Origin of the sequence: Chitinophaga filiformis (assembly GCF_021646545.1) — a bacterium.
Classification (GTDB): domain Bacteria; phylum Bacteroidota; class Bacteroidia; order Chitinophagales; family Chitinophagaceae; genus Chitinophaga; species Chitinophaga filiformis_A.
Genome location: NZ_JAKIRP010000014.1, coordinates 22,077 through 45,277, shown reverse-complemented (window position 1 = coordinate 45,277; position 23,201 = coordinate 22,077). Strand labels below are relative to the sequence as shown.

Here is a 23,201-nt window from a genome sequence, read left to right as displayed (position 1 = left end):
ACCTGATATCAATTATGAAACAACCAGAAGTATGGATGCGGGGACCGGTAGAAGGGATTCCGGCTTTATTGCAGCCAGTAGCACATACACTGTTACAGGCGCAGGAAGAGATACACGCCCTGATGGAAAATTTTCCGGAAACATTATTATGGCAGCAACCTGCAGGTGTGGCATCAGCAGGATTTCATCTGCAACATATCACGGGAGTGCTGGACAGGCTGTTTACCTATGCAGCAGGGCAGTCACTGTCCGATGCACAACTGAGCTACCTGGCGGGAGAGGGTAAACAGGCCGAAGGCGTGACCGTGACTAGCCTGCTCTCCGCTTTCGATACACAGGTGGCGGCTGCTATTACTACATTAAAACTTACTGATGAGAGTACGCTGGCTGATTTCCGCGGAGTAGGCAGAAAGCAGTTGCCTTCTACGGTAATGGGTTTGTTATTTCATTCAGCGGAACATACAATGCGACACACCGGTCAGTTGCTGGTGACGGTAAAAATGCTTGTTAATCCATAGTAACTTTTTATTTTTTGTTGTTTGATATGCGTACTCAACGCTGACTAAAAGGTCAGTGATGCTGATTGTTTTTATCAATTGTTACTCATATAATGTAATATTGAAACCGGTAAACGTTTCATCTTCCAGCTGATAGTTATTTTAACCTGATCTACTCAGTAATACGGCGGATCCATTACAAGATAAATTGGTTGACAGATTTCCATTTGCCCACTGATATCCCACTGCACAACGCATTAATTGTTAATGAACATTAAACATTGTTAACGCAAATCAAAACCCCCTGTTTCCATTTTACTTTGTTAAAAAGTTCTCTATTTTTACTTCAGATTGCTAAATCGATTTTACTTAAGCTGTATGTAGAGGAAGCTATCAACGAATTTATGCTGACGTAATCAGGAATTTATAAACGTAATGAAAAAGGGGACAGATGCGCTATATGCGGGCGTGGTTTGTCCTGGGCTGACGTTATAGAAATATTGAACTTATTAATTCATTTACAAAAAGCCTTTTTGCTTATTAAAACCAGAATCACCAGAGACTAAAACAGGCGCAACCTCCTGCTTTTTGTTTAGGGATCACTACTTAAACCTCCGCTGCTGGTGCAGGGAGTGTAACTAGACTTTATTGCCGTAACATTTACACCTCACTGCAAATGCAGGGAGCGTAACGGGACTTTATTGTCTTAACATTTGAACCTCGTTGCAGATGCAGCGAGCGTAATGGGACTTTATTGCCTTAACATTTAAACCTCGCTGCAGGTGCAGGGAGTGTAATGAGACTTTATTGCCATAATATTTAAACCTCCGTTGCACATGCAGGGAGCGTAAAGGGAATGTTATTGCCGTCACAGTCAGCCTAATACCAAAATTTAAGTATATGAAGAGAGGATTCTCATTTCTTTCTCGGGTATCTCTACACAGCCTATGGATGCTACTCCTGTCGCTGGTAGCATTTTCCCAATCCCGAATTATTACCGGTAAGGTCACAGAGACGCCGGGAAATACACCCTTACCTGGTGTTACAGTACAGGTCAAAGGCTCCACTAAAGGAACACAAACAGGTCCCGACGGAACGTATAAACTGGAAGTACCACAAGGCTCCACCACGTTAGTTTTTACATTTGTTGGTTACAAAAGAGAGGAGCTGCCTATCGCCGCTTCCGGAACAACGAATGTTAGTTTATCTGCTGATGTTACTGCCCTGAAAGATGTTGTGGTAGTAGGATATGGTACACAGAAAAAATCAGAAGTAACTTCCGCTGTTACTTCCATTACTGCTGAAGACTTCAGACAGAGCGGTGCCCGTAACGCGCTCGATCTGGTACAGGGTAAAGTGGCTGGTCTGCAGATCAGCCGTCTTGGTGGTACCAACCCCAATACCGGCGTAGCAATTCAGTTACGTGGTGTTACGTCTTTAACGGGTACACAGCAACCATTGATCGTAATTGATGGTATTCCAAACGGTAACCTTGATCTGCTGCAACAGGATGATATTGAATCTATCTCTGTACTGAAAGATGGTTCTGCTGCGGCTATATATGGTACACAGGCGAACGGTGGTGTAATCCTCGTAACCACTAAACGTGGTAAAAAGGGGCCTGCACGTGTAGATTATAATACCTATTTCCGTAAAGAATATGTGCAGCGCAGACCTGATTTCTTAAGCGCTGATGAATTTGCAGCGAAAATTGCAAGCGGAGAAATTACTGCAGAAGATAAAGGGCACAGAACTGATTTCGTAGATCTGCTGGTAAACCATGCAAATCTTTCCCAATATCATAACCTGGCAGTGTCTGGTGGTAATGAAAACTCCACTTACCGCGCAAGCATGTACTACCAGAATCTGGAAGGTATACTGAAAGAAAACGCACGTCGCCAGTATGGTGGTCGTCTGAGCATTGTTTCAAAAGGCCTGAACGACCGTTTGACCACTCAGCTCAACTTAGCTACCAACTTTAACAAGGCAAACCGTTTGACAGATGGTGGCAACCTGGCAGGATACTATGCATTCCAGCCTACTTATTCTCCATATAATGCAGATGGCTCCTGGTATTTTGAGCAGACCAGTACCAATGAACTGGCTCGTCTGCATCAGCAAACCAACATGCGTCAGCAACAGACTACTTCCGGCGATGCTAAAGTAACACTGGATATCATCAAAGGCCTGAAAGCTTCCCTGTTCGGTTCCCTGCAACGTGACAGCTGGACTGATGGTGCTTACGCTGATCTCGCCTCTGAGTTATCCAAAGAAAGCTACCAGGGTACCGGTTATGCTTCCCAGAACAATGAGATGTCCAACAAATATGCATTAGAGCCAACTGTTGAATATAACATTAGCCTTAATAACAAGCATAACATTACTGCTATCGGCGGTTATAGCTACCGCTACGAAGTATATCAGGGCTTCAATGCCAATAACTATGGTTTTGTGAATGATATCTTCCAGGAAAATAACCTGAATGCAGGTAATCAGCTGGTGCTTGGTAAAGCGGGCATGGGTAGTTACAAAAACGATAATACCCTGATCGCATTCTTCGGAAGAGTGAACTATGCATTCGGCACCAAATACATGTTATCTGCTATCCTGCGTCGTGAAGGTTCTTCCCGGTTCGGTGTGAACAACAAGTGGGGTAACTTCCCGGCTATCTCTGCTGGTTGGAACCTGAAAGAAGAATCTTTCCTGGATGGAGCATCATTCATTGATCAGTTGAAATTAAGAGCTGGTTACGGTGTGACAGGTAACTCCGGTATCAACAATTACAGCTCCCTGGTAACAATGGGTACCGGTGGTAACTATATCAACCCGGATGGTATCTGGCGTCAGACATATGGTCCTAACAAGAACCCTAACCCCGATCTGAAATGGGAAAAGAAAGCTGAGCTGAACGTGGGTGTGGATTATGGTTTCTTCAAAGGCCGTTTAACTGGTTCTGTGGATGTATTCACCCGCAAAACCTCAGACGTGCTTGAATCATTCACTTCCCAGTTGCCTCCTTTTGTAACAGGTAGTGTTTATGCAAACGTGGGTACGCTGAAATCAAACGGTTTTGAGATCACCATCAATTCCACAAACGTCGACATGAAGGATTTCCGTTGGACTACCGACGTAGCTTTCAGTACTGCCAAAACAACACTGGATAAATTCTCCAACAGCGTATACAAAGGTACTTTCAAAACATATGCTGATATCGGTGGATTTGGTGCATTGGGCGCCGCTATCCGTACTTATGAAGGCGGCCGGCTCGGTAACTTCTACGGTAAACGTTTCGCCGGATTTACTGATGAAGGTAAATGGTTGTTCTACAAGAAAGATGGAACAAAAGCATCTGCTGATCAGCTGAACAGTGAAACAGATTTCGCTGTGATCGGTAATGCTATTCCTAAGTATTACCTGTCAGTAACTAACAGCTTCAAATACAAAAACTGGGATCTCCGCGTATTCATGCGTGGCCGTATGGGATATGATGTACTGAATACTATGGAAATGTTCTATGGTAACAGACAGCAGCTGCCAAACAATGTATTGCATTCTGCTTTCACCAAGCATGCTGCACTGAAAGATGGTTATCAGTACTCCAGCTACTACATCGAGAAAGGTGGTTACATGAAACTGGATGAGGTGACCCTGGGTTATAACGTTCCTTTCAAAGGCAACAAGTACTTCCACAACATGAGAGTCTACTTCACTGGCGGTAACCTGGCTACTATTACAGGATATTCCGGCAATGATCCTGACTTCATTAAAGACACAGGCCTGAACCCAGGTATCGATGCTTTGAACAACAGTGATAACCGTACTCCTTACATGAGCACAAGATCTTTCATGTTTGGTCTTAATGTAGGGTTCTAAAAAAATTAAAACATCAGGAATGAAACAGTTTAGAAAAATAGCTACATATACAGCCCTGGCCTTGTTGCCGGTGTTTGCAAACAGCTGTACTGATCTGTCAGAAAATGTATATGACCAGATCATCACAGACGAATTCTATAATAATAAGAACGAGGTAATATCCGCGGTATTACGTCCATATACACACGCGAATGCCTGGATTACTCCCGGACAGAACGGCTGGTGGAGATTGAGTGAACTGTCTGCCGACCAACTGGCATGGCCTCAGAAAGGTCGTCACGGTTATGATGGTGGTAACTGGATCCGCCTGCACTATCATACCTGGACTGTTGATGATGGTCCGATCAGAGATTGCTGGAACCTGTTGTGGACTGGTATGGGTTTCTGTACCACAGCTATCGAAAATATTGACAAGCGTGATGCTACTGCAATGGGGTTGACTCAGGAAGAGAAGGATGGTTATGTTTCTGAGCTGAGATTATTGCGCGCATTCCACTATCTCCGTATTATGGATATCTGGGGTAATGTGCCTATTGTAACAAAAGTAGGTGAGCCTATCAGCCCTGCTACTGCTACACGTAAAGAAGTATTTGAATTTGTAGAGAAGGAGATCAAAGATAACATAGATAAAGCGCCGCTTTTGTCTAAAGCATTATTAGGTCGTATGTCTAAGGCGGGCGCCTATGCAATGCTGGTGGAGCTGTATCTGAATGCAGAGAAATGGACAGGCACTCCGCGTTGGGACGATTGTATCGCTGCAGCTGATAAGCTGATCAATGGTGAAGTGGGCGGCATGAATGGTACACTGACGCTGGATAAGAACATCACAGATACTTATATTCCTAACAACGGTGATGTTGCGAAAGAGATCATATTCTCCATCGCCTACGATTTCCAGATCTCTAATTTCACGCCACAGTGGACCGGCGATTTCTACCACTTCGTACAGGGTAAGATCAATGGGAACGACCGTAACGGTAACGATGGTGTGGTGGTTATTCCTGGTGTATATACCACCTTTAGCGATGTTGACAAACGTAAGAAGGAATGGATACTGGCAGGCCCACAATGGATGTATGGCAGCGCAGATACTATCCCTGTTATCACCACCGGTAATGAGTATGATGGTCAGCAGTTGGTGTTTGTAGATAACATCCGCAGAAATAAAGCAGGTAGCACCGTTTCTGATATGACACAGGGTGAAGAGAACAGTGGTGTACGTTTCAATAAATACAAACTCGGACCAAGCACTGATCCTAAATACAGAAGTACCGACTGGGCTGTATACCGTTTATCATGGGTATACTTCGCAAAAGCAGAAGCACTGATGCGTAAGAATGGTGGTACCGCGACACAGGAAGCTGTAGACCTGGTGAATACTGTACGTCAGCGTTCCTTCGCTGCTGAAGTATGGGATGCGAACAAATATACTACCACTACATTGACCATGGATGAACTGCTGGCAGAACTGGGCCGCGAATTCATATTCGAGGGTTACCGCCGTCAGGAGCTGATCCGTTGGGATAAGTACACTACCGGTACCTGGTGGGATCACAAAGCTTCTGAAGGTTTCAGAACGCTCTTTGCGATACCTCAGAACCAGCGTATCAACAATAATAACCTGGCGCAGAATCCTGGTTATCCTAACTAATAGTACCTACGCTCGCATTGATCTCAATGCGGTTCCATAAACGATAGCGAATGCCGTCTTGTCCTTAGGGGTGAGGCGGCATTCGTGATTTATGCTCATTCCTCATCAAACAACGATAACTGTGCGGGATTACCCGAACGTCCCGCCACGGGGATCACCTCTCCAAAATTAGACAAAGAGATGCCCAGCAGTCTGACGGGTTTATCTTCCGGCTCTGTGGATAATAACAGCTGTTTCGCTGTTTCCAGTATTTTATCGAAGTCTCCTACAGGGAATGGGAAGGATTGATTGCGGGTGATCTGGCGGAAATCGCTGTACTTTATCTTGAGGGTAATGGTGCGGCCCTTCAGACCATACCGTTTTAGGCGTTCGCAGACCGTTATAGCGATCTTTTCCAGTTCTGCATACATTTCCTCTGTTTTGGTAAGATCGAAGGGAAATGTGTCTTCTGCGCCCAGCGACTTGGTTTCTCTGTGCGGTTGTACCTCGCGGTCGTCTATTCCCCGCACAATGCGGTAGTAAAACGCTCCCGGTTTGCCAAAATGCTGCTTCAGATCGTTTTCTGACAGCCGCTTCAGGTCCGCTCCGGTATGCAGTCCCATTCTTTTCATTTTGTCGGCAGTGACCTTACCTACACCATGGAACTTTTCCACGGGCAGTTTCTCCATGAATGCCTCAATAGAGGAGGGGCCGATAAAGGTAAGTCCGTCGGGTTTGTTGAGGTCAGAAGCTATTTTGGCGACGAACTTATTTACAGATATACCCGCAGAAGCCGTAAGCTGCAGCTCTTCCTTGATCGCCTGTTTGATCAGTTTCGCAATTTCTATGGCAGAGCCGATGTGTTGTTTGTCTTCCGTTACATCGAGATAGGCTTCATCGAGGGAGAGGGGTTCAATAATGTCCGTATGCCGGCTGAAGATCTCCCGTATCTTACGGGAAACGTCCTTGTATACATCAAATCGGGGCCTGACGAAAATAATATCCGGGCATAACTGCAGCGCTCTTTTAGAAGGCATAGCGGAACGGACGCCAAACTTCCGTGCCTCATAACTGGCGGTAGCCACTACACCGCCACGGCCTTCAGGAGAGCCACCAACAGCAATTGCTTTGCCCCGGTATTCGGGGTTGTCACGTTGCTCTACGGATGCATAAAATGCATCCATATCTATATGGATGATCTTCCGTTGTTTTCTATTTGTTTCTCCTTCCATGATTGCCGCAACAGTACAAAGATCGCCAAAGAAATAGTAAAGTGGAGCATGCCAGTGGGGTAAGACCACCGATTTCCGGTGAGCTATGTGAAGGACGCCATTATACAAAATCAGGAATTGAGGCGAATGGCGGCTGCTCTCAATTCCTGACCGATGATGATTGATTTCTTTCTAACGTTCGTTTATAACGCCGGGGTATCCACAAGTGCTACTTTAAACTCTTCGTCTGCGCTCGGACCATAACTACCTGGGATCGGGATATCCAGCAGACGCAGGAATACACCTAATTGTGCCCTGTGATGTACGATCTGGCAGTATGCCATACGAATGACTTCTCCTTTAGGCGATACATCATAAATATCCTGACCATTCCTCAATGTCCATTTTTCATCGAACTGGGAGAGTTTGGCTTTCTCGAGATGCGCTCTGCCGTCAGCCAGCGATTCTTCGAAATAAGCCAGTAATTCCTTCACATTCCTGATCTCTCTGGGATTGTAAGGGGCAGTGGCAAAGTCCAGCTCTTCCGTGGTCAATACCATGCTCACCCAGCCAGGCAGCTCTGCAATATGGGTGGCCAGTCGGATAATAGACATGCTTTTGGGATGGGGCTGCCAGTTAAATTTATCTTCAGGAATGATAGAAAGCATTTTACGGGTTGTAATTGCTTCCTGTTCCATTTCTTTAAGCAGAGATTGAATGATTTCCATGATTTGCGTGTTTTTGTTGTTTCTGAAACAAAGTAACTATCGCCTTGTGACAACCCTATGTCAGCAGGAATGTCAGGGATGCAAAACTTTTTATTTGTTCATTTCTGGGTATTCAGACACGCGGCCGGACCAGTAATGGAAAAATGATTGCAGCTCAGCCTGTATTTTATTATACTTACACCGGTATAGTATTTGGGCGGTGCCATTGTTCTGATCGCGTGTACAGACCTGCAGTTAATGTAAACTCAGGACAGGATTCCCGATCGGAAATTGTAGTTTAAATCTTAATGCTTATTATAAAAAATCGAGATGCAGATGAAAAGAAGGATGCTGCTGATAGCAGTTTTTACCGTGCTTTCCTATGCCGTCATGGCACAAACGATCACGGTGGCTACGTACAACATGCGTAATGACAATAACAAGGAAGATGCTGCCAATGGTAATGGCTGGAAGGAACGCCTGCCCGTGATCGCTGCTATGATACGTTTTCATGGCTTTGACATCTTCGGCACCCAGGAATGCATGCATCACCAGCTGGAAAACCTGAGAGACAGTCTTCCCGGATTCGCTTATGTAGGAATAGGCCGGGACGATGGTAAACAGGCAGGGGAGTATTCCGCAATCTTTTACAATACAAAAAAATTCAAACTGCTGGAGAATGGGGACTTCTGGATGTCGGAAGTGACTGACAGACCCAATAAAGGCTGGGATGCTGTACTGCCAAGGATCTGCTCCTGGGGTAAATTCAAAGAAATAAAAACAGGGTTAACCTTTTATCTCTTCAACCTGCACATGGACCATGTGGGCGTAAAGGCCCGGGCAGAAAGTGCCAAACTGGTAATGGAAAAGGTGAGAAAGATGGCTGGTAATATTCCTACTATCCTGACCGGCGACTTTAACGTGGATCAGCACAGTGAATCATATACATTGATCAATACCTCAGGACTGCTGAAAGACGCCTATGAAACAACCGCTATCCGTTATGCGGAGAATGGTACTTTCAACGCGTTTAATCCTAATGGAAAAACCGATAGCAGGATAGATCATATCTTCCTGACCAAACAGTTTCGTGTGGAAAAGTATGGTATCCTGACGGACACTTACCGTAGTCCTGCGGTATCAGATAAAGGGGATGAAAAAGTGAATACGGCTAATTTCCCGAAAGAAGTATCAATGAATAAATATGTGGCCCGTGAACCGTCGGACCACTTCCCGGTAATGATCGTGGTTTCACTGAAATAAGGTCAGCAAACATAATAATATCCAATGCTCCTGATGGCTTGTCTGTCAGGGGCATTTGTTTTTAAATGCCCCAATTTTATGGAGTGGTATTACTCATTTCCGTTTCTGTGAGTATATTTTATAATGTATACTGATTCACAGCCAGTTGACCGGCGAGGGGTGTGGAACGCTGTTTGAACATGCAATAAATCGGTGCTTTATTAAAATCCGCATCACATATATTGTGTATGTCGATAATGTATTATACACATTTTAAGCTCTCATAACCATTTATGATGCACTTACCTGAAAACACTGTCTATACCGCAATCTTCGGTGTACTACTTTCCCTGATCGTTTACCTGCTTACCAGGCAATACTTCGCAAAGCATGGCAAGTCTGACTATCAGAAAAAGATAGAAATTGCCAACAATGAAATGCTGTATTCTATCAGACCTTTACTGGTGGAAAAGAAAGTTCCTTCAAAAGAAATCCTGGTAGCAGTGCGCTATTCAACGGCCAAAAAGTACGGAGTGGAACAAAATGACCTTTACGATGAATTTTCCCTGACCAGCGACTTAATTAATGAAACGATTGCCAATTCATTTTTGACTTCAGATGAAAAACTGGAGTTCTGTAGTTTGCTGCAGTCTATTAAATAAATGCAATCTTCTTTTTGCCGGTAAAAGCCTTCTGAGCCTAGTTCTTGGAAGGCTTTTTACTTGTTGTCTTACCGGTGCTTTTAGCAGCGGTCGACTTGGATGTAGTCGATTTTGATGTGGATGATTTGGTAGCTGTTGTTTTGGCCTTTGCAGTTGTTTTCGCAGCAGACGCTTTGGTGGCAGTAGCTTTTTCTGTAGATGCCTTAGCCGTAGCAGGTTTTGGCATAGTTGCCTTTGGAACCGGCTTCTTGGCGTTTATACGCTTGATCTCGTTGCTGGCCAGGTCTTTAGCTTCCTGATCACCATACTTTAGCGCCTGTTCATAGTATTTGATCGCATTGGCATCATCACCTTTCTTTGCATAGATATTAGCGATGTTATTCAGTACGATGAAATCTTTAGGAGCGATGGCATTTGCCTTCAGTAAGGTTTTCAGCGCATTGTCCAGGTCTTCTTTCAGTGTATATGCCAGACCAAGATCGGAGAGGCTTTCTACATGTTTAGGATAATATTTTAATACAGTTTCAGAGATCAGCTTCATATTGTCAGCCTGGCTCTTACCCACGTTATAGATCTGTGCCACATATTCCTGTACAGCATTCAGCATGAACTGCTCTGGTTTGTCCAGCGGTTTATTGTCAGTCCATTTCCATTTGTTATCAATGGTATGGCCATAGTTGATAGCGCTTACCAGCTCTTTGGTCAGGTAGGTATAATTATAGTTCTCACCCAACATGTAGATCTTGCCAAAACGCATATCCAGCCTGTTGGGAAATTTGGAGATACCGGTGTTAATATATTTGAAGCCTTTGTTCAGTGGTTCTTTTTTATAACCAACCTCGCTGGTATACCCGGCAGGGTCGCCGTTCTTGCCGGCTTTAAGCGCATTCGAGCCGTTGGCAGTATGATTGACGGTCACCACTTCTGTTTTACTCTTTGTTACATAGTAATTGAAGTAGGCGATGTATAGTTCGGCATCATTGGGTTTGGCTTTCTCCCACTTTATCAGCAGGGTACGTTGTTTGGCAGTGTCACCACTGACGCACAATTTCTCGAAATCCTGTTTGTAGCTTTGTCCGGCAGCGGAGAGGGATAGCACTGCGGATAGGAATAGGGATGTAGAAATTCTTTTCATATTCATAGGATTGGAATAAACGGAACTACGCCGCTGATATAAAAAATCGAACCTTGTTCTCACTGGTTAAACCAGACCTGTACTGCAAAGTTACTGAAGATAATACTATTTTTTGCCATATTTCGACATAACGGTCACAAATAAACTACTCTCGTAAATGCTCTGCGGAGAGATAACGGTTTCATTTTCAGGAAGCTTGTCGCCATAACGTTCGCGGATAATCTGTTTTACCGGTTCGCTGCTCAAATCAAAGTCCTTCATTTGCTGTAGTTTTCCCACTTCGATTCCTGCCGCTCTTTTATATATCTTCCATACCAGCTCAGAACAGTATATCTGGTCGTCCGACCATTCGAAATAGCCATCATAAGACTTTCCCAGCATTTGCTTCCCTTCAGCCTCCATCTTTTTCAAGACGTCAGGCGTGAGGATGTTATCTGCATTTTTCAGGCGTCTCACCACATATTTCTTTCCCTCCCCATGAGAGATCCACTCGTCCAGCGGTGTTATTTTCACGGGTTGTACGGCCTCCAGCACATAGTCTTTATCACCCTTCTTCAAGATCATACCACAGTGGCTGAAGACAGAGTGAGTAGCCAGCCTTACGGCATGGCATTGGCGAGACATAGATGTCTGGAAGATAACATCGCCGGAACGTAGCCTGGGCCTGTCTTCTTTGAAGGCATACAGGACTATTGCAAACCCCAAAACGAAAATTACCAGTAAAGCTGTGAGTACCCTTTTCATGCAATGGTTAGTTTAGGTATAAGCGCCGGACGTTATAACATATATAAAATTAGATAATTTTATTGCTAAGCCAAAGTTAAAATACGTGTGCGGTAAGATAGAAGCGCCTCTTTTTGACCTTTTTTGAACAGATTTTTATGTTTTTTTTCTCTTTTTGAGCAAAAAATGACTTTTTTCACCTGAGAGGTGAAAACGCGTAATGAGTCTCAATACTTAGTACTCCTGATCTTTCAGGATGATAATCACCCCCTTTTATGCCTTTACTTTACAGCGGGGTTGGTGATGCACAGGAAATTTCACTGAATTGGCAATAAAGCACAGCTCATTCGCCTTATGATGCAACTCATTGGCCTTGTCGATATGAGCGGCATCGGTAATAGTGACTTCAGGATGGAGGGTAACTTCTGAAAAATAGCCTCCTCCGTCAGCAGTTTCTGTCATCGTGCCGGTGGCATGGTCTACATAATCTACTACCACAATGCCTGCGGCAGAGCAAAGGTGCAGGTACCAGAGCATATGGCAGGAGGAGAGCGATGCAACCAGCATTTCCTCGGGATTATACCGTGTTTTGTCGCCCCGGAAGGAAGGATCCGAAGAGCCGGGTATCTCGGGTTTTCCAGCTGCCTGGAGAATGTGGCTGCGCTCATAAGCCTGATAGCTGGCGGTGCCATTGCCGGTATTGCCTGTCCAGCGGGTGGTCATTGCATAATGGTGTGTACCTTTCATATATAAATGGTTATCCGTTGTATTCTGCTAATCTTTGGAGAAGGGGGAGGAATGCCTCTATCAGCGACAGCTCTTCTGCCGAAAACAACTTCTCCATTGCTTTCACCAGCCATTCTTCTTTGATGCGCCTGTTTTCGTACAGGTGCTGAATACCTTTTTCCGTCAGGGACACGACAGATTTCCGTTTGTCGGTTTCGTCCATGACCCTGTTCACACAGCCTGCTTCCTCCAGCCGGTTGAGTATCTGGGAGATGGCCTGTGCGGAGATCCGTTCCATTTCTGCCAGTGCCGAGGGGAGCAGCTTACCATGCTGATCGAGCAGCCCCATCGTTAATAGCTCTGCGTTGGAGAAATCGGATGAGATATTTTGTTTGCGCAGCTGCCTTACCAGGCGGGTGACCGTACTACGTAAGGAGGCTGCTACTTCATAAGTTTTAGTAGGCATATAATAAAATGAATTTACAAAGTTACTTTACATTTTCTTAACGGCGAATACTTACTTTACTTCCACTCATTTGACTTAAAAGTCGTACTTTTGTAAAGTAGCTTTATTAATTTACTTTATTAAGATGTCAGTATTTCGTTCACTTAAACACCATAACTTCAGACTACACTTTACAGGACAAGCCATATCACTCGTTGGTACCTGGATGCAGCGGGTGGCCATCAGCTGGCTGGTATACCGCCTTACAGGATCCGCTTTTTTACTGGGGCTGGTCACTTTCCTCAGTCTGATACCCTCATTGGTGCTGGCGCCGTTCGCCGGCAGTTTTATAGACAGGCACAATAAATTCAAGGTGGTCATGGTTACCCAGATCGCCCTGATGTTGCAGGCAGGCGCCCTGGCGGCCATGGTCTGGCTGAATTATTATAGTATTGCCTGGATCTCGGCATTGAGCCTGATGCAGGGGCTCATCAACTCATTCGATACCACCGCCCGTCAGGCGTTGATGGTGGACCTGGTAGATGATAAGGATGATCTGCCTAACGCCATTGCCCTGAACTCCTCTGCCTTTAACGCCGCCCGGCTGGTAGGACCTGCCCTGGCGGGTATTATACTCAGCTCTTTGGGAGAAGATGTCTGTTTCCTGATCAACTTCCTGAGCTTTATAGCGGTGATCTGCTGTTTGCTGATGATGAAACTGAAACTGATCCCTGCTTCCCGTTCAGAAGTGAATATCTGGGCCGACCTGCGTAAAGGATATGAATACCTGAAGGAGTCTCCTGACCTGTCTTCCCTGATATTATTGCTGGCAGCTTCCAGCCTGCTGGTTATTCCATATACTACTTTATTGCCCGTTTTTGCAAAGGACGTGTTCCATGGAGACGCAACCACTTTCAGCTGGTTTGAGAGCGCAGCCGGATTCGGTGCTTTATTTGGGGCGGTATTTATGGCTACATTAAAGCCAGGTCACGACCTCATACGTCTTACCATTCTTTCCAGTACCATATTTGCAGTGGCACTGCTTGGGCTGGCCGTCTCTTCCTCCATGTTCCTGGCCCTGGTAGCCACAGCTGCCACAGGCGCCGGACTGATGATCCAGAACTCAGCCATCAATACCTACCTGCAAACGCATGCTTCTTCAGAGATGAGAGCGAGGACGTTGAGCTATTACATCATGTCCTACCAGGGAATGCTGCCCATCGGTAGTTTGCTGATAGGATATCTGGCGCATTTCTTCGGTGTGGGAGTCGTAGTGTTTGTGGAGGGTATGCTGGGAATATTGATCGTGCTGATATTTATGCTCCAACAGCGGGGTATCACTCATTGGTTAAGATGGTTACACGTGATGCGTGTAAGACATTTGCGCTGATAAACGCAGCTACTGACTAAGCTATATACAACGCGGCCTCACCTCTACCAGTGCACAGCAGCAGATTTCCTGCTGCTTGCATTGATAGAAGTGAGGCCGCTTTCATAGGATCCGGTCCTGAGGCGGGTGTTCTAATTGAGGAGTAGGTAACTAAACCCGTCCAGGGTGGTCTGAACATCGCTGTTTGAGAGCTTTGTGGTTTTCAACCGGATCGCGGTAAAATTGTTTCCACCGCAGTTAGGGATAGAAAAGGGTTTCATGAAGGATATGCCAGTATCAAAGTTGACGGTACAGGTACCGTAATAGGCATCTCCCCAGAGACTGAATTGAATATCTACCTTATATGTGAGATCAGTCGGAGGAAGCGGCTGATTAAACAAAACAAATTCTTCATGCAGATCTCTTTCATCACCAAATACAATAACGAGATCGTTGGGAAGTGACGATTGTGGATCGACGCCATAGATCTGTCCAAATGCTGACAAGTGAACAATGCCGTCTGATTTTTTTAATTCTCTGTTGTCAAGTGTGGCAACGGTTGTGATAAACCCACCGGAAGACACCTGTCCGCTTCTTGACAAATACCCCGGGGCGCCAAGATTAAGAACAGTGCTGAATGGTTGGTCGATCTTCGATTTTAACATAGTATATAAAAATTGATGTAATAATGATTTCCGGCAACAACCCACACCGTGGCCAATGAGGCAGGAGTACTCCCGGCCGCATTGACCACCATCTTAAAGCATAGATGACTGTAATTCAGTAGTGCAGGATTGGGGTTCAAACTAATGGTTAAATGGTCTGGGGTTTCATCATGATTTTTGGGGTTTGCTTTAACAAACAATGGCAGGTTTTTCTGTATCATCGTTTGATAAATCAAAGATACTAACGCGTTACGCACTGGTCATGCGTAGTGAAAAATGTGGATAAATGAGATGAGGGAGACGGGAACAAGAACAAAATATCACCAAATTAAAAAGGCCTGTTGAACGCGAATTCAACAGACCTTTTAGCTTTTTATAACAGGGTAACAACCCGGAAGCGGCTTTCACATTGCTCTACCAACTGAGCTACCTGCCTTACGGCAGAGAGGGGCTCGAACCCCCGACACATCCCGAAGTAACGCATTCCTACGACACCTGTCAAAGGAAGGTGTAAAAATAAACAGGGTAATAAACCAGAAGCGACTCTTGCTATTGCTCTACCAGCTGAGCTATGGAGCTGACCAAAATCAAACATGACAACGTTTTGTTTTTGGGCAACTCCAGAGGGACTCGAACCCCCGACCTACAGATTGGAACGAAGTAACGCTTTCTAACGACACCTGTTAAAGAAGGTATAAAAAGAACAAGGTAACAACCCGGAAGCGACTGGTTTCCTTAAACGAAGTAACGCTTTCCTAACGACACTTGTTCTGTAACATAAATAAAACGGGGTAATACCCTGGGAGCGGCTTTCAGTTGTTCTTCCAGCTAAACTATTCGCTTGCAGCGAAGAGGGATTCGAACCCCCGTCTACTTTTTGGATCGAAGGAACGCTTTCCAAACGACACCCGTTTTACAAGAAGTTTGAAAACAGAATGAGGTAACTGGCGGAAGTGAAAGCGACAGTCCAGCTACCAAACAAAGGTAGTCATGAACACGTCAACGGCATTAATATGGCGAAGTAACACTTTCCTGACGACACTCATTCCGAAGAATGTAAAATAAAGCAGGGTAATAAATGGTAAACATATTTTTCCAACCCGGTGCTCTCTCCAGCTGAGCTACCCGCCTTGTTTAACGGCAGAGAGGGACTTGAACCCCCGACCTCCGGAACCATGACGAAGTAATGCTTACCAACGACACCTGCTTTTTCTTTAAACATCCCTCCCTTTCAGAGGGATGTTTTTATGAGGTAACAAAAAATGAATGGCTATAAAGCAAGGCCGGCAATCTCTGTGATAGCATCGCTACCCTTCTCAATGGCATCCATTATTTCGAATACTTTATCACTCCATCCTGCCACCAGGAATACATCGTTCTGACGTACATCCAGCGGTACAGCCTTATGTCCTGCCAGGTCAAAGAGGTATAGCTTCGCATGAGGTGCTATGTTTTTATACTCCATCCACTTTGCTGACATGGTGTTGGCCACAACAGCATTGTTCGTGTTGCTATCCCACAGTTGCCCGTCAGTGAAAAGCATGATCTTATCCACCACAGTTTTCCTTTTGATAAGATCTTCCAGCACCAGGTAACCATTCGTTGCATAACCCACTTCTCCTTCCCGGCGATAAAACTCGTCTACATTGCCCAGGATGTTGTCCGGAGACATACTTACCCTTTTCCAGGTATCACCGAACATACCAGCAGTAACATACTCACACTTGTGCTGCAACAGCATTCCCAGCAACAGTCCTATGTCGTACAACAACACTTTGCTCTTCGGAGAGATCGGCTGCTGCATGGAACCTGATACGTCGCACGCAATTACCACACGGGTCTTCGCATCGAAACCTTTCAGGTGCTGCACACTTACCTGCAGTGCCTTTTCCAATGCACGCTTGATGCCGATGATCATACCATGATTGATGTCCTTCAACTCTCTGTAGGCAGACAGGTAACGGAAAGGCAATTGTTTGGATTTCAATACCGCTTCTCTGTCAGACAATGTTGCACACACCTTCTGCAGATGCTCCGTGCTGACATCATAATCCAGCATGTTACGCAGGTTACGCAAGGTTGCCATATAACCCAATTGACCACTGTCGATCAGCTCTTCCCATACTTTCCTGAAAGCCTTCGCCTTCTTCCTTTCCGAGTCGTACGCCACCTGTCCGGCAGCAGACAATTCTGTCTCCCATGTATAAGGCGTTTTCAGATCATCTTGCACTATCTTATTGAATAATGTTTGCTGTGCTTCGTCTTTCGCTTTCGGGTGTACGATGAACAGTGCATCTTTCAATGTCACGGCTGCTTTCCGGTTATATTTCGCAAACTGGTATTCGTCAAATTTATTGAAGGAAACAGCCAGTCCTTTCTGTAACTGCTTGCTCAGATTATTCAGCTGTTTTACTTTCTTTCTGTCATTAGCCAGTGCATAATATGCCAGCAATTCTGTGATCTCATCCGCACGCTGTACGATACGGCTCGTCATCCGGCTTACCAGATTGTCGCCTTTATGTATCCGCGCCAGTTCTACTGCCAATACTAATGGTACGGAACGCAGGTACATTTTCTCACGGGTATATACCGCCAGTCTTGCCACAAATCCTGGATCGTTTTTAGCGATCAGGGTACGAAGGCGTTCCAGCTTGTCTGTCGTTTTCTCATAAAACTGGTCCTGCAGAGAAGCCGTAACTACAGCACTGTACAGCTCCATCTCCGGCGTCAGCGTGTAAGCCTTTGCTCCCTGGTAGTTAGTAACCTGCTTCGTAGTTTTAATAAAATTGAATCTCATGACCGTTTTTGTTTGTTTGATGATACAAAGTTGAAACGCACATGCGCACTCTTTTTGCGCAGGATAAAATTTCTTTTCAGAATCTTCGAAAATTTATTCTGTCACGGTTGATAAATGTCAAGTCTATTTATCGGCAAATGTCATTCGGGGGGGATAAGTATATGGTTATCTTTGTTAAAACAGCCAGACCCACAAGCATCAGTTGTGAAAACTATCCGTTGGCATGTCACTGGCAGCCAGCCCTTTGTCAGGTATATTGAGTCCTGAGTGAAAGCTAAAATAACGTAAATGGAAAAAGCATTGTTGGCTACCCTGGAGGGTAGAAACGCAAAAGTGGGCGCGCTGTCGATCAATCACCTGTTCCCTAACCGGTATGTTCACGCAATAGGCCCTTTTGTACTGGTAGATCAGATTTGCCCCGCGGGTAATGTGCCCGGTGACCCGCCCTCAGAAGCCGGAAAACACGCTCATCCTCACAGGGGAGTAGCTACGTTCAGTTACATCCTGGAAGGGGAAATGGAGTATGCAGACAGCTATGGTAACCGTGCCACTGCCAAAGCAGGCGACGCCCACTGGCTGATGTCAGGCAAAGGCATCCTGCATGAAGAAATACCGCCTAATACCCCCCAGGGGCATTCCTTACATGCCGTCCAGTGGTGGATCAACCTGCCTGCCACCGTTAAAGGAGATACACCTGTATATATGTTCCTCGATCAGTCACACTTTCCCGAAATTATGCTGCCGGATGCTGCCGGAACAGCCAAAATCCTGATCGGGCAGATCGGAAACGATACCTCTCCTGTTCCTGTATATAATAATCACTTTATCTGTCACCTGCGCCTGCACCCCGGCGCAAAATATACCATGCCTGTAGAGAAGCGCTATGAATACGCCGTATTTGTGCCTTCCGGTGAAGCCATAGTAAATGGACAGAAACAGGGGGCTTCCCGTCTTTCTGTATTTGATTTCGGGGGAGATGAGATTGCTTTTCATAATGAAGCCGCCCGGGCGACAGATATCCTGTTGTTCGGAGGCGCCTCTCAAAATGAGCCTTTCGTTACACAAGGGCCTTTTGTCATGAACAACAGGGAAGAAATAGCTGACGCCTACAGGGATTTTTTTGACGGGAAATACGGTTCCATTACCTACAGCTATAACGCCTGACCACTTTAGGGAAAAAAATACAAATCTTTGGGAAGTATATCCATTTTTCCGGGGCTTGGTTTGTCGCAATTTTACATCGTCAATAACGACGAATAAAACAGATCAAACCTTATAAAAATGAAAACTTTTAATGTACCAACAAGAGAAGAAGTAAGTTCCGCTAACCAGGTGTTGTTCGACAATCTGAAAAAGGGAATCGGTAAAGTGCCTAATCTCTACGCTACAATGGCGCATTCTGAAAATGCATTGGGTACTTACCTGACATTACAAAGTGGTAAAAGTTCTCTGAAAGCAAAAGAAAAAGAAGTGGTGAATCTGGTGGTAAGTCAGGTGAACGAATGTGACTACTGTCTTGCTGCACATACATATATCGCTAAGCTGAATGGTTTTACAGACGAGCAGATCATCGAGATCCGTAAAGGTGGCGCTTCATTCGATCCTAAACTGGACGCACTTGCCCGTCTCGTAAAAAGCGCGGTTGAAAACAGGAGCAAAGCTGATGCAGCAGCAGTAGAGCAGTTCTTCGCTGTTGGTTATACCAACGAAAACCTGGTGGATACAGTAGTACTGATCGGCGACAAAATGATCACTAACTACCTGCACGGTATCACCCATGTACCGGTGGATTTTCCGGCTGCTCCGGCGATTTAATATTTCGGCCCCGGGGTTGCAGCCGGGCTACAAACACAGAATCTAGTGGAGTCTATTATGTTTTGTTAATGATGTTATAACAAACACGTAGTTCCTGGAGAACTGAAATGCAACGCGTTTTATCCCGGGACTGTCTGATACTTTCATATTCTCACTCAACATATAACTTGCATAGAACAGGGGCTTGACCGCATCTTCTTTACAAAGGAGATGCGGTTTGTCTTTTTATAAAGACCTATATAAAAAAGATAGGCCCCCTCGTATAAACGAAGCGGCTTTCCTTCCTGATTAACATAACCATAGTGTACTAATATCGTCTTCGAAAACTCAATTTCTTTATCATGACATCATCGTCTATATCAGAGATGAGGCAATTATTATCCATCACCGAAGGATCTGCTCCCAACAGGTACATATAGGTGCTGAGCGAATGTGTGCAATCGGGTAACCAGCTGAGCGCAGGGTCGCCCAGTGAATCGAGCGGAATTCCGCTATGCACATGGTCATAACCAAAGGCATCCAGGATGGTGGGCACAAGATCCGGCAGATTGTAATAACGCTCACTGGTCGTGATAAGGGCGTTATAAAAGGAAACAAAGGCCGGATCGCCCACACAGGGAGAACCATAGGTATAGGAGCGGCAGGGGTGCAGGGTATAAGCATCCCCCGCCGCAAATAATGTTGCCATTGCTCCACCAAGACCATGACCTGTACATACCATAGGTTGTACATCATCATCCGACTGCATATCTGTATAGCGAATACTGTATCTGATATATTTCAGCAATCCTTTGGGCTTCAGCTGCCCCGGATCGGAAAAGGTCATATGATTGTATATATCCAGGAACCCTGATACGACATTGCCGCTGTTATTACCAAACGGCCCGGGTGAGGGCAGGATGTCCAGCTTATCCACCCAGTCCAGGTAGTTGTCCGTGCCTTTCAATGCCAATACATAGGTCACAGGCGACTCCGGAGAGAAATTGCTTTTTGCCAGAAATCCGCAATACGTCAATCCACCCTTTCCTTTACCAGGATCCTTCATATGAATGTTGTACACCAGTGTATAGCCCGCCGGAAAAACCGGATACTCTTCCTGTAAAGGGCTCTGCTCACTGACCTGGTAAGCGGCTTGAATGAAATAAGCGTATTTCAATGCTGCCGTCTGTATAGACTTTACCATAGCCTCTCTTTTTAAACGGTGATTATATTGTGAAGGTAGCCGCTGCACGCCGTCCGGAGGGGAGAAATGGCATGAAATGAGCTTTTGAGGGTATAAGTGGTTGCAGGAGGAGAATGAAGTAAGCACAGGTTGGCAGAATTGCTTTAGATTTATTTTGTAACTATGGTCCTGGATACAAATCTTTATAAAAAGGCCTCAGGGTGAAACAGCAGATTCCGGTAAAAAATAAGATCAGTCAGGAGAAGCACATAAAAGCAGCTGTTTTCAGGAATGATATCCGGAAAACAGAGCCGCATAAGCACAAGCAATATTTCGAGATCATTTACCTTACCCAGGGTAGCGGTGCTCATTGGATCGACGATGTGTGTTACGAAGTAAGCCCGCCCATATTGTTCTTTATTAAGGAAGATCAGGTACACAACTGGGACCTGCGGGAGGTTCCCGGTGGATATGTGGTTATTCTGAAGAAAGAATTTGTAGGGAAAAGCCTTGACCCTCAGCTGGAAATGTTACTGGCAAAAGTAGGGGATATCCCTTGTTTAAGGGTAGAAGACTCCGCCACCATCGGCCAGTTGTTTGAATTGTTAGTGAAAGAAGGACAGGCAGAAACCGAGCATACCTTTCCCATTATGGAGGGTCTGCTGAAGGTCCTGCTGATCAAAATACAGGAGATGGCCGGACTGCAACTGGTCAGGCCATCGAGAAGGGCAGACCTTTACCAGTCATTCCTGGAATTATTAAGCACTGGTATTCCTGTCAGAAATACCGTAAATTACTACGCAGAGCTGCTGAATACCACCGCGCAGCATCTGAACATTGCCTGCCGTAATGCCACCGGTACGGGGGCTACAGAGGTACTGGCCGGATTTATTATAAAAGAGGCCAGACGCTTGCTGTTGTACACAGATAAGACCGTATCAGAAATTTCTTTTCTGTTAAATTTCAATGATCCGTCTCACTTTGTGAAGTATTTCAAACGTTTATCAGGATCTACTCCACAGGCCTTCCGCTCCATGAAGTAGATACCAAACTATCGTCAGAAAATACCATACATCGGTAAGCCCGTTCTCTAATTTTATGCCTTGTTAATTAATGCCCACCGGCGTAAATCGTATTACGATTCATGATGAAAAGTTTCTTTTGTTCTTATTACCGGTTCTTAACGTTAACCGTTAGTATGTGGGCCATCACTACGTTGCAGCATGCCATCGGGCAGCAGGTTCTTTCAGTGCGGGATGTTTTATCCCTTGTTCAGTCGCAGCAGCCACAACTTGCCGGCTATAAGGAACAGGCTAATGCAGCCGGTTTTAATGTGAAGATCGCTAAGAACACAATAATGCCCGAAGTGACTGCCGGCTATCAGGCAGGTTATGCCACCTACAATAATATCACCGGTATGAGTTATCCCGGATTGATATTGCCCATCAGCGGGCCTCCGTCTTCCGGCAATGTCTATGGTCCCGTTCCTGGAACAGCCCTGGGAGCGATGGTGAAATGGAACCCGCTGACCTTCGGCCAGCGGCAGGCGGCGGTAGAAAAGGCGGCAGCTGAATATAAACTGGCCAGCAGCTTTTATAATGATGTCCTGTTCCGTCAGCAGTATATGGCTATTGCCACTTATTTGAATGCCGTATACCTGCAACAACTGATGGAAAGTTATAAGGCGAATATAACCCGTACCCGCGCCGGATTAGAGCAATCATTGGTATACGCCGCAGAAGGACTACGTCCCGGTATTGATACCACCCAGTTTCAGGCGGCGCTCGCACAGGCAGAAACAGAACTGCTGAACACACAGCGTCAGTATTATGCGGAGTTGACAGAACTGTCCCGTATTGCTGCCATCCCTGGTACTCCCGACAATATCAGGTTATCCGATACCCTGCTGGCAACGCAATTGCCAGTCGCAAAGACGGATACTGTGAATATGACCGATCATCCTTTGTTCCGTTACTACGAGGCAAAGAAAGCAGTGAGTGAGGCGTCCTTAAAAGAAGTACAACGCTTATGGCGTCCGAAACTCGACATATGGGCCAATGCCTATGCCCGGGGCTCCGGTGTTGCGGCAGATGGCACGGTGGATAAGGCAAACGGCTGGAGCCTCACCCGTAAGAACTATGGCGCCGGCATTCAGGTCAGTTTTCCTATCCTGCAGTTTACCCAGGTGAACCTGCAAAAGAAACAGCGCCAGGCGAGTGTAAAAGCCGCGACAGCAGAGATGGGGCAGGTCACCCTAAACCTGCAGAAACAACAGGAAACCGCTCAGTTCAACTACCGTCAGAACCTGTTGATTGCCCGCCAGAGCGCTGTGCAGTCACAAGCTGCGCGGTATGCCTATGATGGCCTTACGCTTAGTTATCAGAGCGGGCTGATAGATTTTACGAGATTGATACAGGGGCAATATGACCTCTTAAAGGCAGAAACAAACGAAGCAGGCGCATTACTGCAGGTATGGCGTGCATTGCTGGATCTCTCCATCGCCAATGGCAACCTGGATGAATTTACCGGCAGCATAAAATAA

19 protein-coding genes are annotated in these 23,201 nt (G+C 45.6%); 10 read left to right on the top strand and 9 right to left on the bottom strand.

Going from position 1 to position 23,201, the window contains the following annotated elements; all coding sequences use genetic code 11:
• Positions 1-14: 14 nt before the first annotated feature.
• The 3 genes from L3C95_RS26485 (at position 15) to L3C95_RS26475 (ending at position 6,021) form a co-directional block, all read left to right on the top strand.
• Positions 15-518: a DinB family protein gene (locus L3C95_RS26485; protein ID WP_236392482.1), complete on the top strand. Its 504-nt coding sequence runs from the start codon at positions 15-17 to the stop codon at positions 516-518.
• An 879-nt stretch (positions 519-1,397) separates the two neighbouring features.
• Positions 1,398-4,370 (top strand): SusC/RagA family TonB-linked outer membrane protein, encoded by a 2,973-nt coding sequence (locus tag L3C95_RS26480; protein ID WP_236392480.1) that lies wholly within the window; start codon positions 1,398-1,400, stop codon positions 4,368-4,370.
• Positions 4,371-4,389: 19 nt separating this feature from the next.
• Positions 4,390-6,021, top strand: a complete 1,632-nt coding sequence (locus L3C95_RS26475; protein ID WP_236392478.1) for a RagB/SusD family nutrient uptake outer membrane protein — start codon at positions 4,390-4,392, stop codon at positions 6,019-6,021.
• Positions 6,022-6,116: 95 nt separating this feature from the next.
• Here the strand turns inward: L3C95_RS26475 and dinB are convergent, their stop codons facing one another.
• Both dinB and L3C95_RS26465 read right to left on the bottom strand, forming a co-directional pair.
• Positions 6,117-7,232, bottom strand: coding sequence for a DNA polymerase IV (gene dinB, locus L3C95_RS26470; protein WP_236392476.1), 1,116 nt, complete (start codon positions 7,230-7,232; stop codon positions 6,117-6,119).
• 182 nt (positions 7,233-7,414) lie between these two features.
• Entirely contained in the window at positions 7,415-7,939 is a 525-nt protein-coding gene (locus L3C95_RS26465; protein ID WP_236392474.1) for a DinB family protein, read from the bottom strand.
• A 315-nt stretch (positions 7,940-8,254) separates the two neighbouring features.
• Here L3C95_RS26465 and L3C95_RS26460 point away from each other — a divergent pair, with 315 nt between their 5' ends.
• Together L3C95_RS26460 and L3C95_RS26455 are read left to right on the top strand one after the other, a co-directional pair.
• Positions 8,255-9,181, top strand: coding sequence for an endonuclease/exonuclease/phosphatase family protein (locus L3C95_RS26460; protein WP_236392472.1), 927 nt, complete (start codon positions 8,255-8,257; stop codon positions 9,179-9,181).
• A 272-nt stretch (positions 9,182-9,453) separates the two neighbouring features.
• Positions 9,454-9,822 carry a hypothetical protein gene (locus L3C95_RS26455; RefSeq protein ID WP_236392470.1) on the top strand — a complete coding sequence of 123 codons (369 nt, stop codon included), beginning with the start codon at positions 9,454-9,456 and terminating at the stop codon, positions 9,820-9,822.
• Positions 9,823-9,859: 37 nt separating this feature from the next.
• Here the strand turns inward: L3C95_RS26455 and L3C95_RS26450 are convergent, their stop codons facing one another.
• The 4 genes from L3C95_RS26450 to L3C95_RS26435 form a co-directional block, all read right to left on the bottom strand.
• A complete protein-coding gene (locus L3C95_RS26450) occupies positions 9,860-10,957 on the bottom strand; it encodes a tetratricopeptide repeat protein (protein WP_236392468.1) in 1,098 nt (365 codons plus the stop codon).
• Positions 10,958-11,062: 105 nt separating this feature from the next.
• Positions 11,063-11,701, bottom strand: a complete 639-nt coding sequence (locus tag L3C95_RS26445) for a YiiX family permuted papain-like enzyme (protein WP_236392466.1) — start codon at positions 11,699-11,701, stop codon at positions 11,063-11,065.
• A 252-nt stretch (positions 11,702-11,953) separates the two neighbouring features.
• Positions 11,954-12,427: an OsmC family protein gene (locus tag L3C95_RS26440; protein ID WP_236392464.1), complete on the bottom strand. Its 474-nt coding sequence runs from the start codon at positions 12,425-12,427 to the stop codon at positions 11,954-11,956.
• Between the two features lie 10 nt (positions 12,428-12,437).
• A complete protein-coding gene (locus L3C95_RS26435) occupies positions 12,438-12,872 on the bottom strand; it encodes a MarR family winged helix-turn-helix transcriptional regulator (protein ID WP_236392462.1) in 435 nt (144 codons plus the stop codon).
• A 124-nt stretch (positions 12,873-12,996) separates the two neighbouring features.
• On the opposite strand from L3C95_RS26435, the gene L3C95_RS26430 reads away from it, so the two are divergent.
• A complete protein-coding gene (locus L3C95_RS26430) occupies positions 12,997-14,241 on the top strand; it encodes an MFS transporter (RefSeq protein WP_236392460.1) in 1,245 nt (414 codons plus the stop codon).
• A gap of 131 nt (positions 14,242-14,372) precedes the next feature.
• Here the strand turns inward: L3C95_RS26430 and L3C95_RS26425 are convergent, their stop codons facing one another.
• On the bottom strand, positions 14,373-14,885 hold the full coding sequence (locus L3C95_RS26425; protein WP_236392458.1) for a hypothetical protein: 513 nt from the start codon (positions 14,883-14,885) through the stop codon (positions 14,373-14,375).
• Positions 14,886-16,155: 1,270 nt separating this feature from the next.
• The gene (locus L3C95_RS26420; RefSeq protein ID WP_236392456.1) at positions 16,156-17,682 is read right to left on the bottom strand and encodes a TROVE domain-containing protein; all 1,527 of its coding nucleotides are present in this window, start codon (positions 17,680-17,682) and stop codon (positions 16,156-16,158) included.
• A gap of 288 nt (positions 17,683-17,970) precedes the next feature.
• Between L3C95_RS26420 and L3C95_RS26415 the strand changes: the two genes are divergently transcribed.
• Both L3C95_RS26415 and L3C95_RS26410 read left to right on the top strand, forming a co-directional pair.
• A complete protein-coding gene (locus L3C95_RS26415; RefSeq protein ID WP_236392453.1) occupies positions 17,971-18,846 on the top strand; it encodes a pirin family protein in 876 nt (291 codons plus the stop codon).
• 117 nt (positions 18,847-18,963) lie between these two features.
• A complete protein-coding gene (locus L3C95_RS26410) occupies positions 18,964-19,497 on the top strand; it encodes a carboxymuconolactone decarboxylase family protein (RefSeq protein ID WP_236392451.1) in 534 nt (177 codons plus the stop codon).
• Positions 19,498-19,804: 307 nt separating this feature from the next.
• Here L3C95_RS26410 and L3C95_RS26405 read toward each other — a convergent pair whose 3' ends face one another.
• The gene (locus L3C95_RS26405; RefSeq protein ID WP_236392449.1) at positions 19,805-20,680 is read right to left on the bottom strand and encodes a lipase family protein; all 876 of its coding nucleotides are present in this window, start codon (positions 20,678-20,680) and stop codon (positions 19,805-19,807) included.
• A 200-nt stretch (positions 20,681-20,880) separates the two neighbouring features.
• On the opposite strand from L3C95_RS26405, the gene L3C95_RS35145 reads away from it, so the two are divergent.
• Together L3C95_RS35145 and L3C95_RS26395 are read left to right on the top strand one after the other, a co-directional pair.
• The gene (locus tag L3C95_RS35145) at positions 20,881-21,702 is read left to right on the top strand and encodes a helix-turn-helix domain-containing protein (RefSeq protein ID WP_236392447.1); all 822 of its coding nucleotides are present in this window, start codon (positions 20,881-20,883) and stop codon (positions 21,700-21,702) included.
• Between the two features lie 101 nt (positions 21,703-21,803).
• A complete protein-coding gene (locus L3C95_RS26395) occupies positions 21,804-23,201 on the top strand; it encodes a TolC family protein (protein WP_236392445.1) in 1,398 nt (465 codons plus the stop codon).

Bases quoted from the DNA above. Each gene is read 5' to 3' on its own strand.
- L3C95_RS26485 (WP_236392482.1), top strand. From the start codon at position 15: ATGAAACAACCAGAAGTATGGATGCGGGGACCGGTAGAAGGGATTCCG.
- L3C95_RS26480 (WP_236392480.1), top strand. From the start codon at position 1,398: ATGAAGAGAGGATTCTCATTTCTTTCTCGGGTATCTCTACACAGCCTA.
- L3C95_RS26475 (WP_236392478.1), top strand. From the start codon at position 4,390: ATGAAACAGTTTAGAAAAATAGCTACATATACAGCCCTGGCCTTGTTG.
- dinB (WP_236392476.1), bottom strand. From the start codon at position 7,232: ATGGAAGGAGAAACAAATAGAAAACAACGGAAGATCATCCATATAGAT.
- L3C95_RS26465 (WP_236392474.1), bottom strand. From the start codon at position 7,939: ATGGAAATCATTCAATCTCTGCTTAAAGAAATGGAACAGGAAGCAATT.
- L3C95_RS26460 (WP_236392472.1), top strand. From the start codon at position 8,255: ATGAAAAGAAGGATGCTGCTGATAGCAGTTTTTACCGTGCTTTCCTAT.
- L3C95_RS26455 (WP_236392470.1), top strand. From the start codon at position 9,454: ATGATGCACTTACCTGAAAACACTGTCTATACCGCAATCTTCGGTGTA.
- L3C95_RS26450 (WP_236392468.1), bottom strand. From the start codon at position 10,957: ATGAAAAGAATTTCTACATCCCTATTCCTATCCGCAGTGCTATCCCTC.
- L3C95_RS26445 (WP_236392466.1), bottom strand. From the start codon at position 11,701: ATGAAAAGGGTACTCACAGCTTTACTGGTAATTTTCGTTTTGGGGTTT.
- L3C95_RS26440 (WP_236392464.1), bottom strand. From the start codon at position 12,427: ATGAAAGGTACACACCATTATGCAATGACCACCCGCTGGACAGGCAAT.
- L3C95_RS26435 (WP_236392462.1), bottom strand. From the start codon at position 12,872: ATGCCTACTAAAACTTATGAAGTAGCAGCCTCCTTACGTAGTACGGTC.
- L3C95_RS26430 (WP_236392460.1), top strand. From the start codon at position 12,997: ATGTCAGTATTTCGTTCACTTAAACACCATAACTTCAGACTACACTTT.
- L3C95_RS26425 (WP_236392458.1), bottom strand. From the start codon at position 14,885: ATGTTAAAATCGAAGATCGACCAACCATTCAGCACTGTTCTTAATCTT.
- L3C95_RS26420 (WP_236392456.1), bottom strand. From the start codon at position 17,682: ATGAGATTCAATTTTATTAAAACTACGAAGCAGGTTACTAACTACCAG.
- L3C95_RS26415 (WP_236392453.1), top strand. From the start codon at position 17,971: ATGGAAAAAGCATTGTTGGCTACCCTGGAGGGTAGAAACGCAAAAGTG.
- L3C95_RS26410 (WP_236392451.1), top strand. From the start codon at position 18,964: ATGAAAACTTTTAATGTACCAACAAGAGAAGAAGTAAGTTCCGCTAAC.
- L3C95_RS26405 (WP_236392449.1), bottom strand. From the start codon at position 20,680: ATGGTAAAGTCTATACAGACGGCAGCATTGAAATACGCTTATTTCATT.
- L3C95_RS26395 (WP_236392445.1), top strand. From the start codon at position 21,804: ATGATGAAAAGTTTCTTTTGTTCTTATTACCGGTTCTTAACGTTAACC.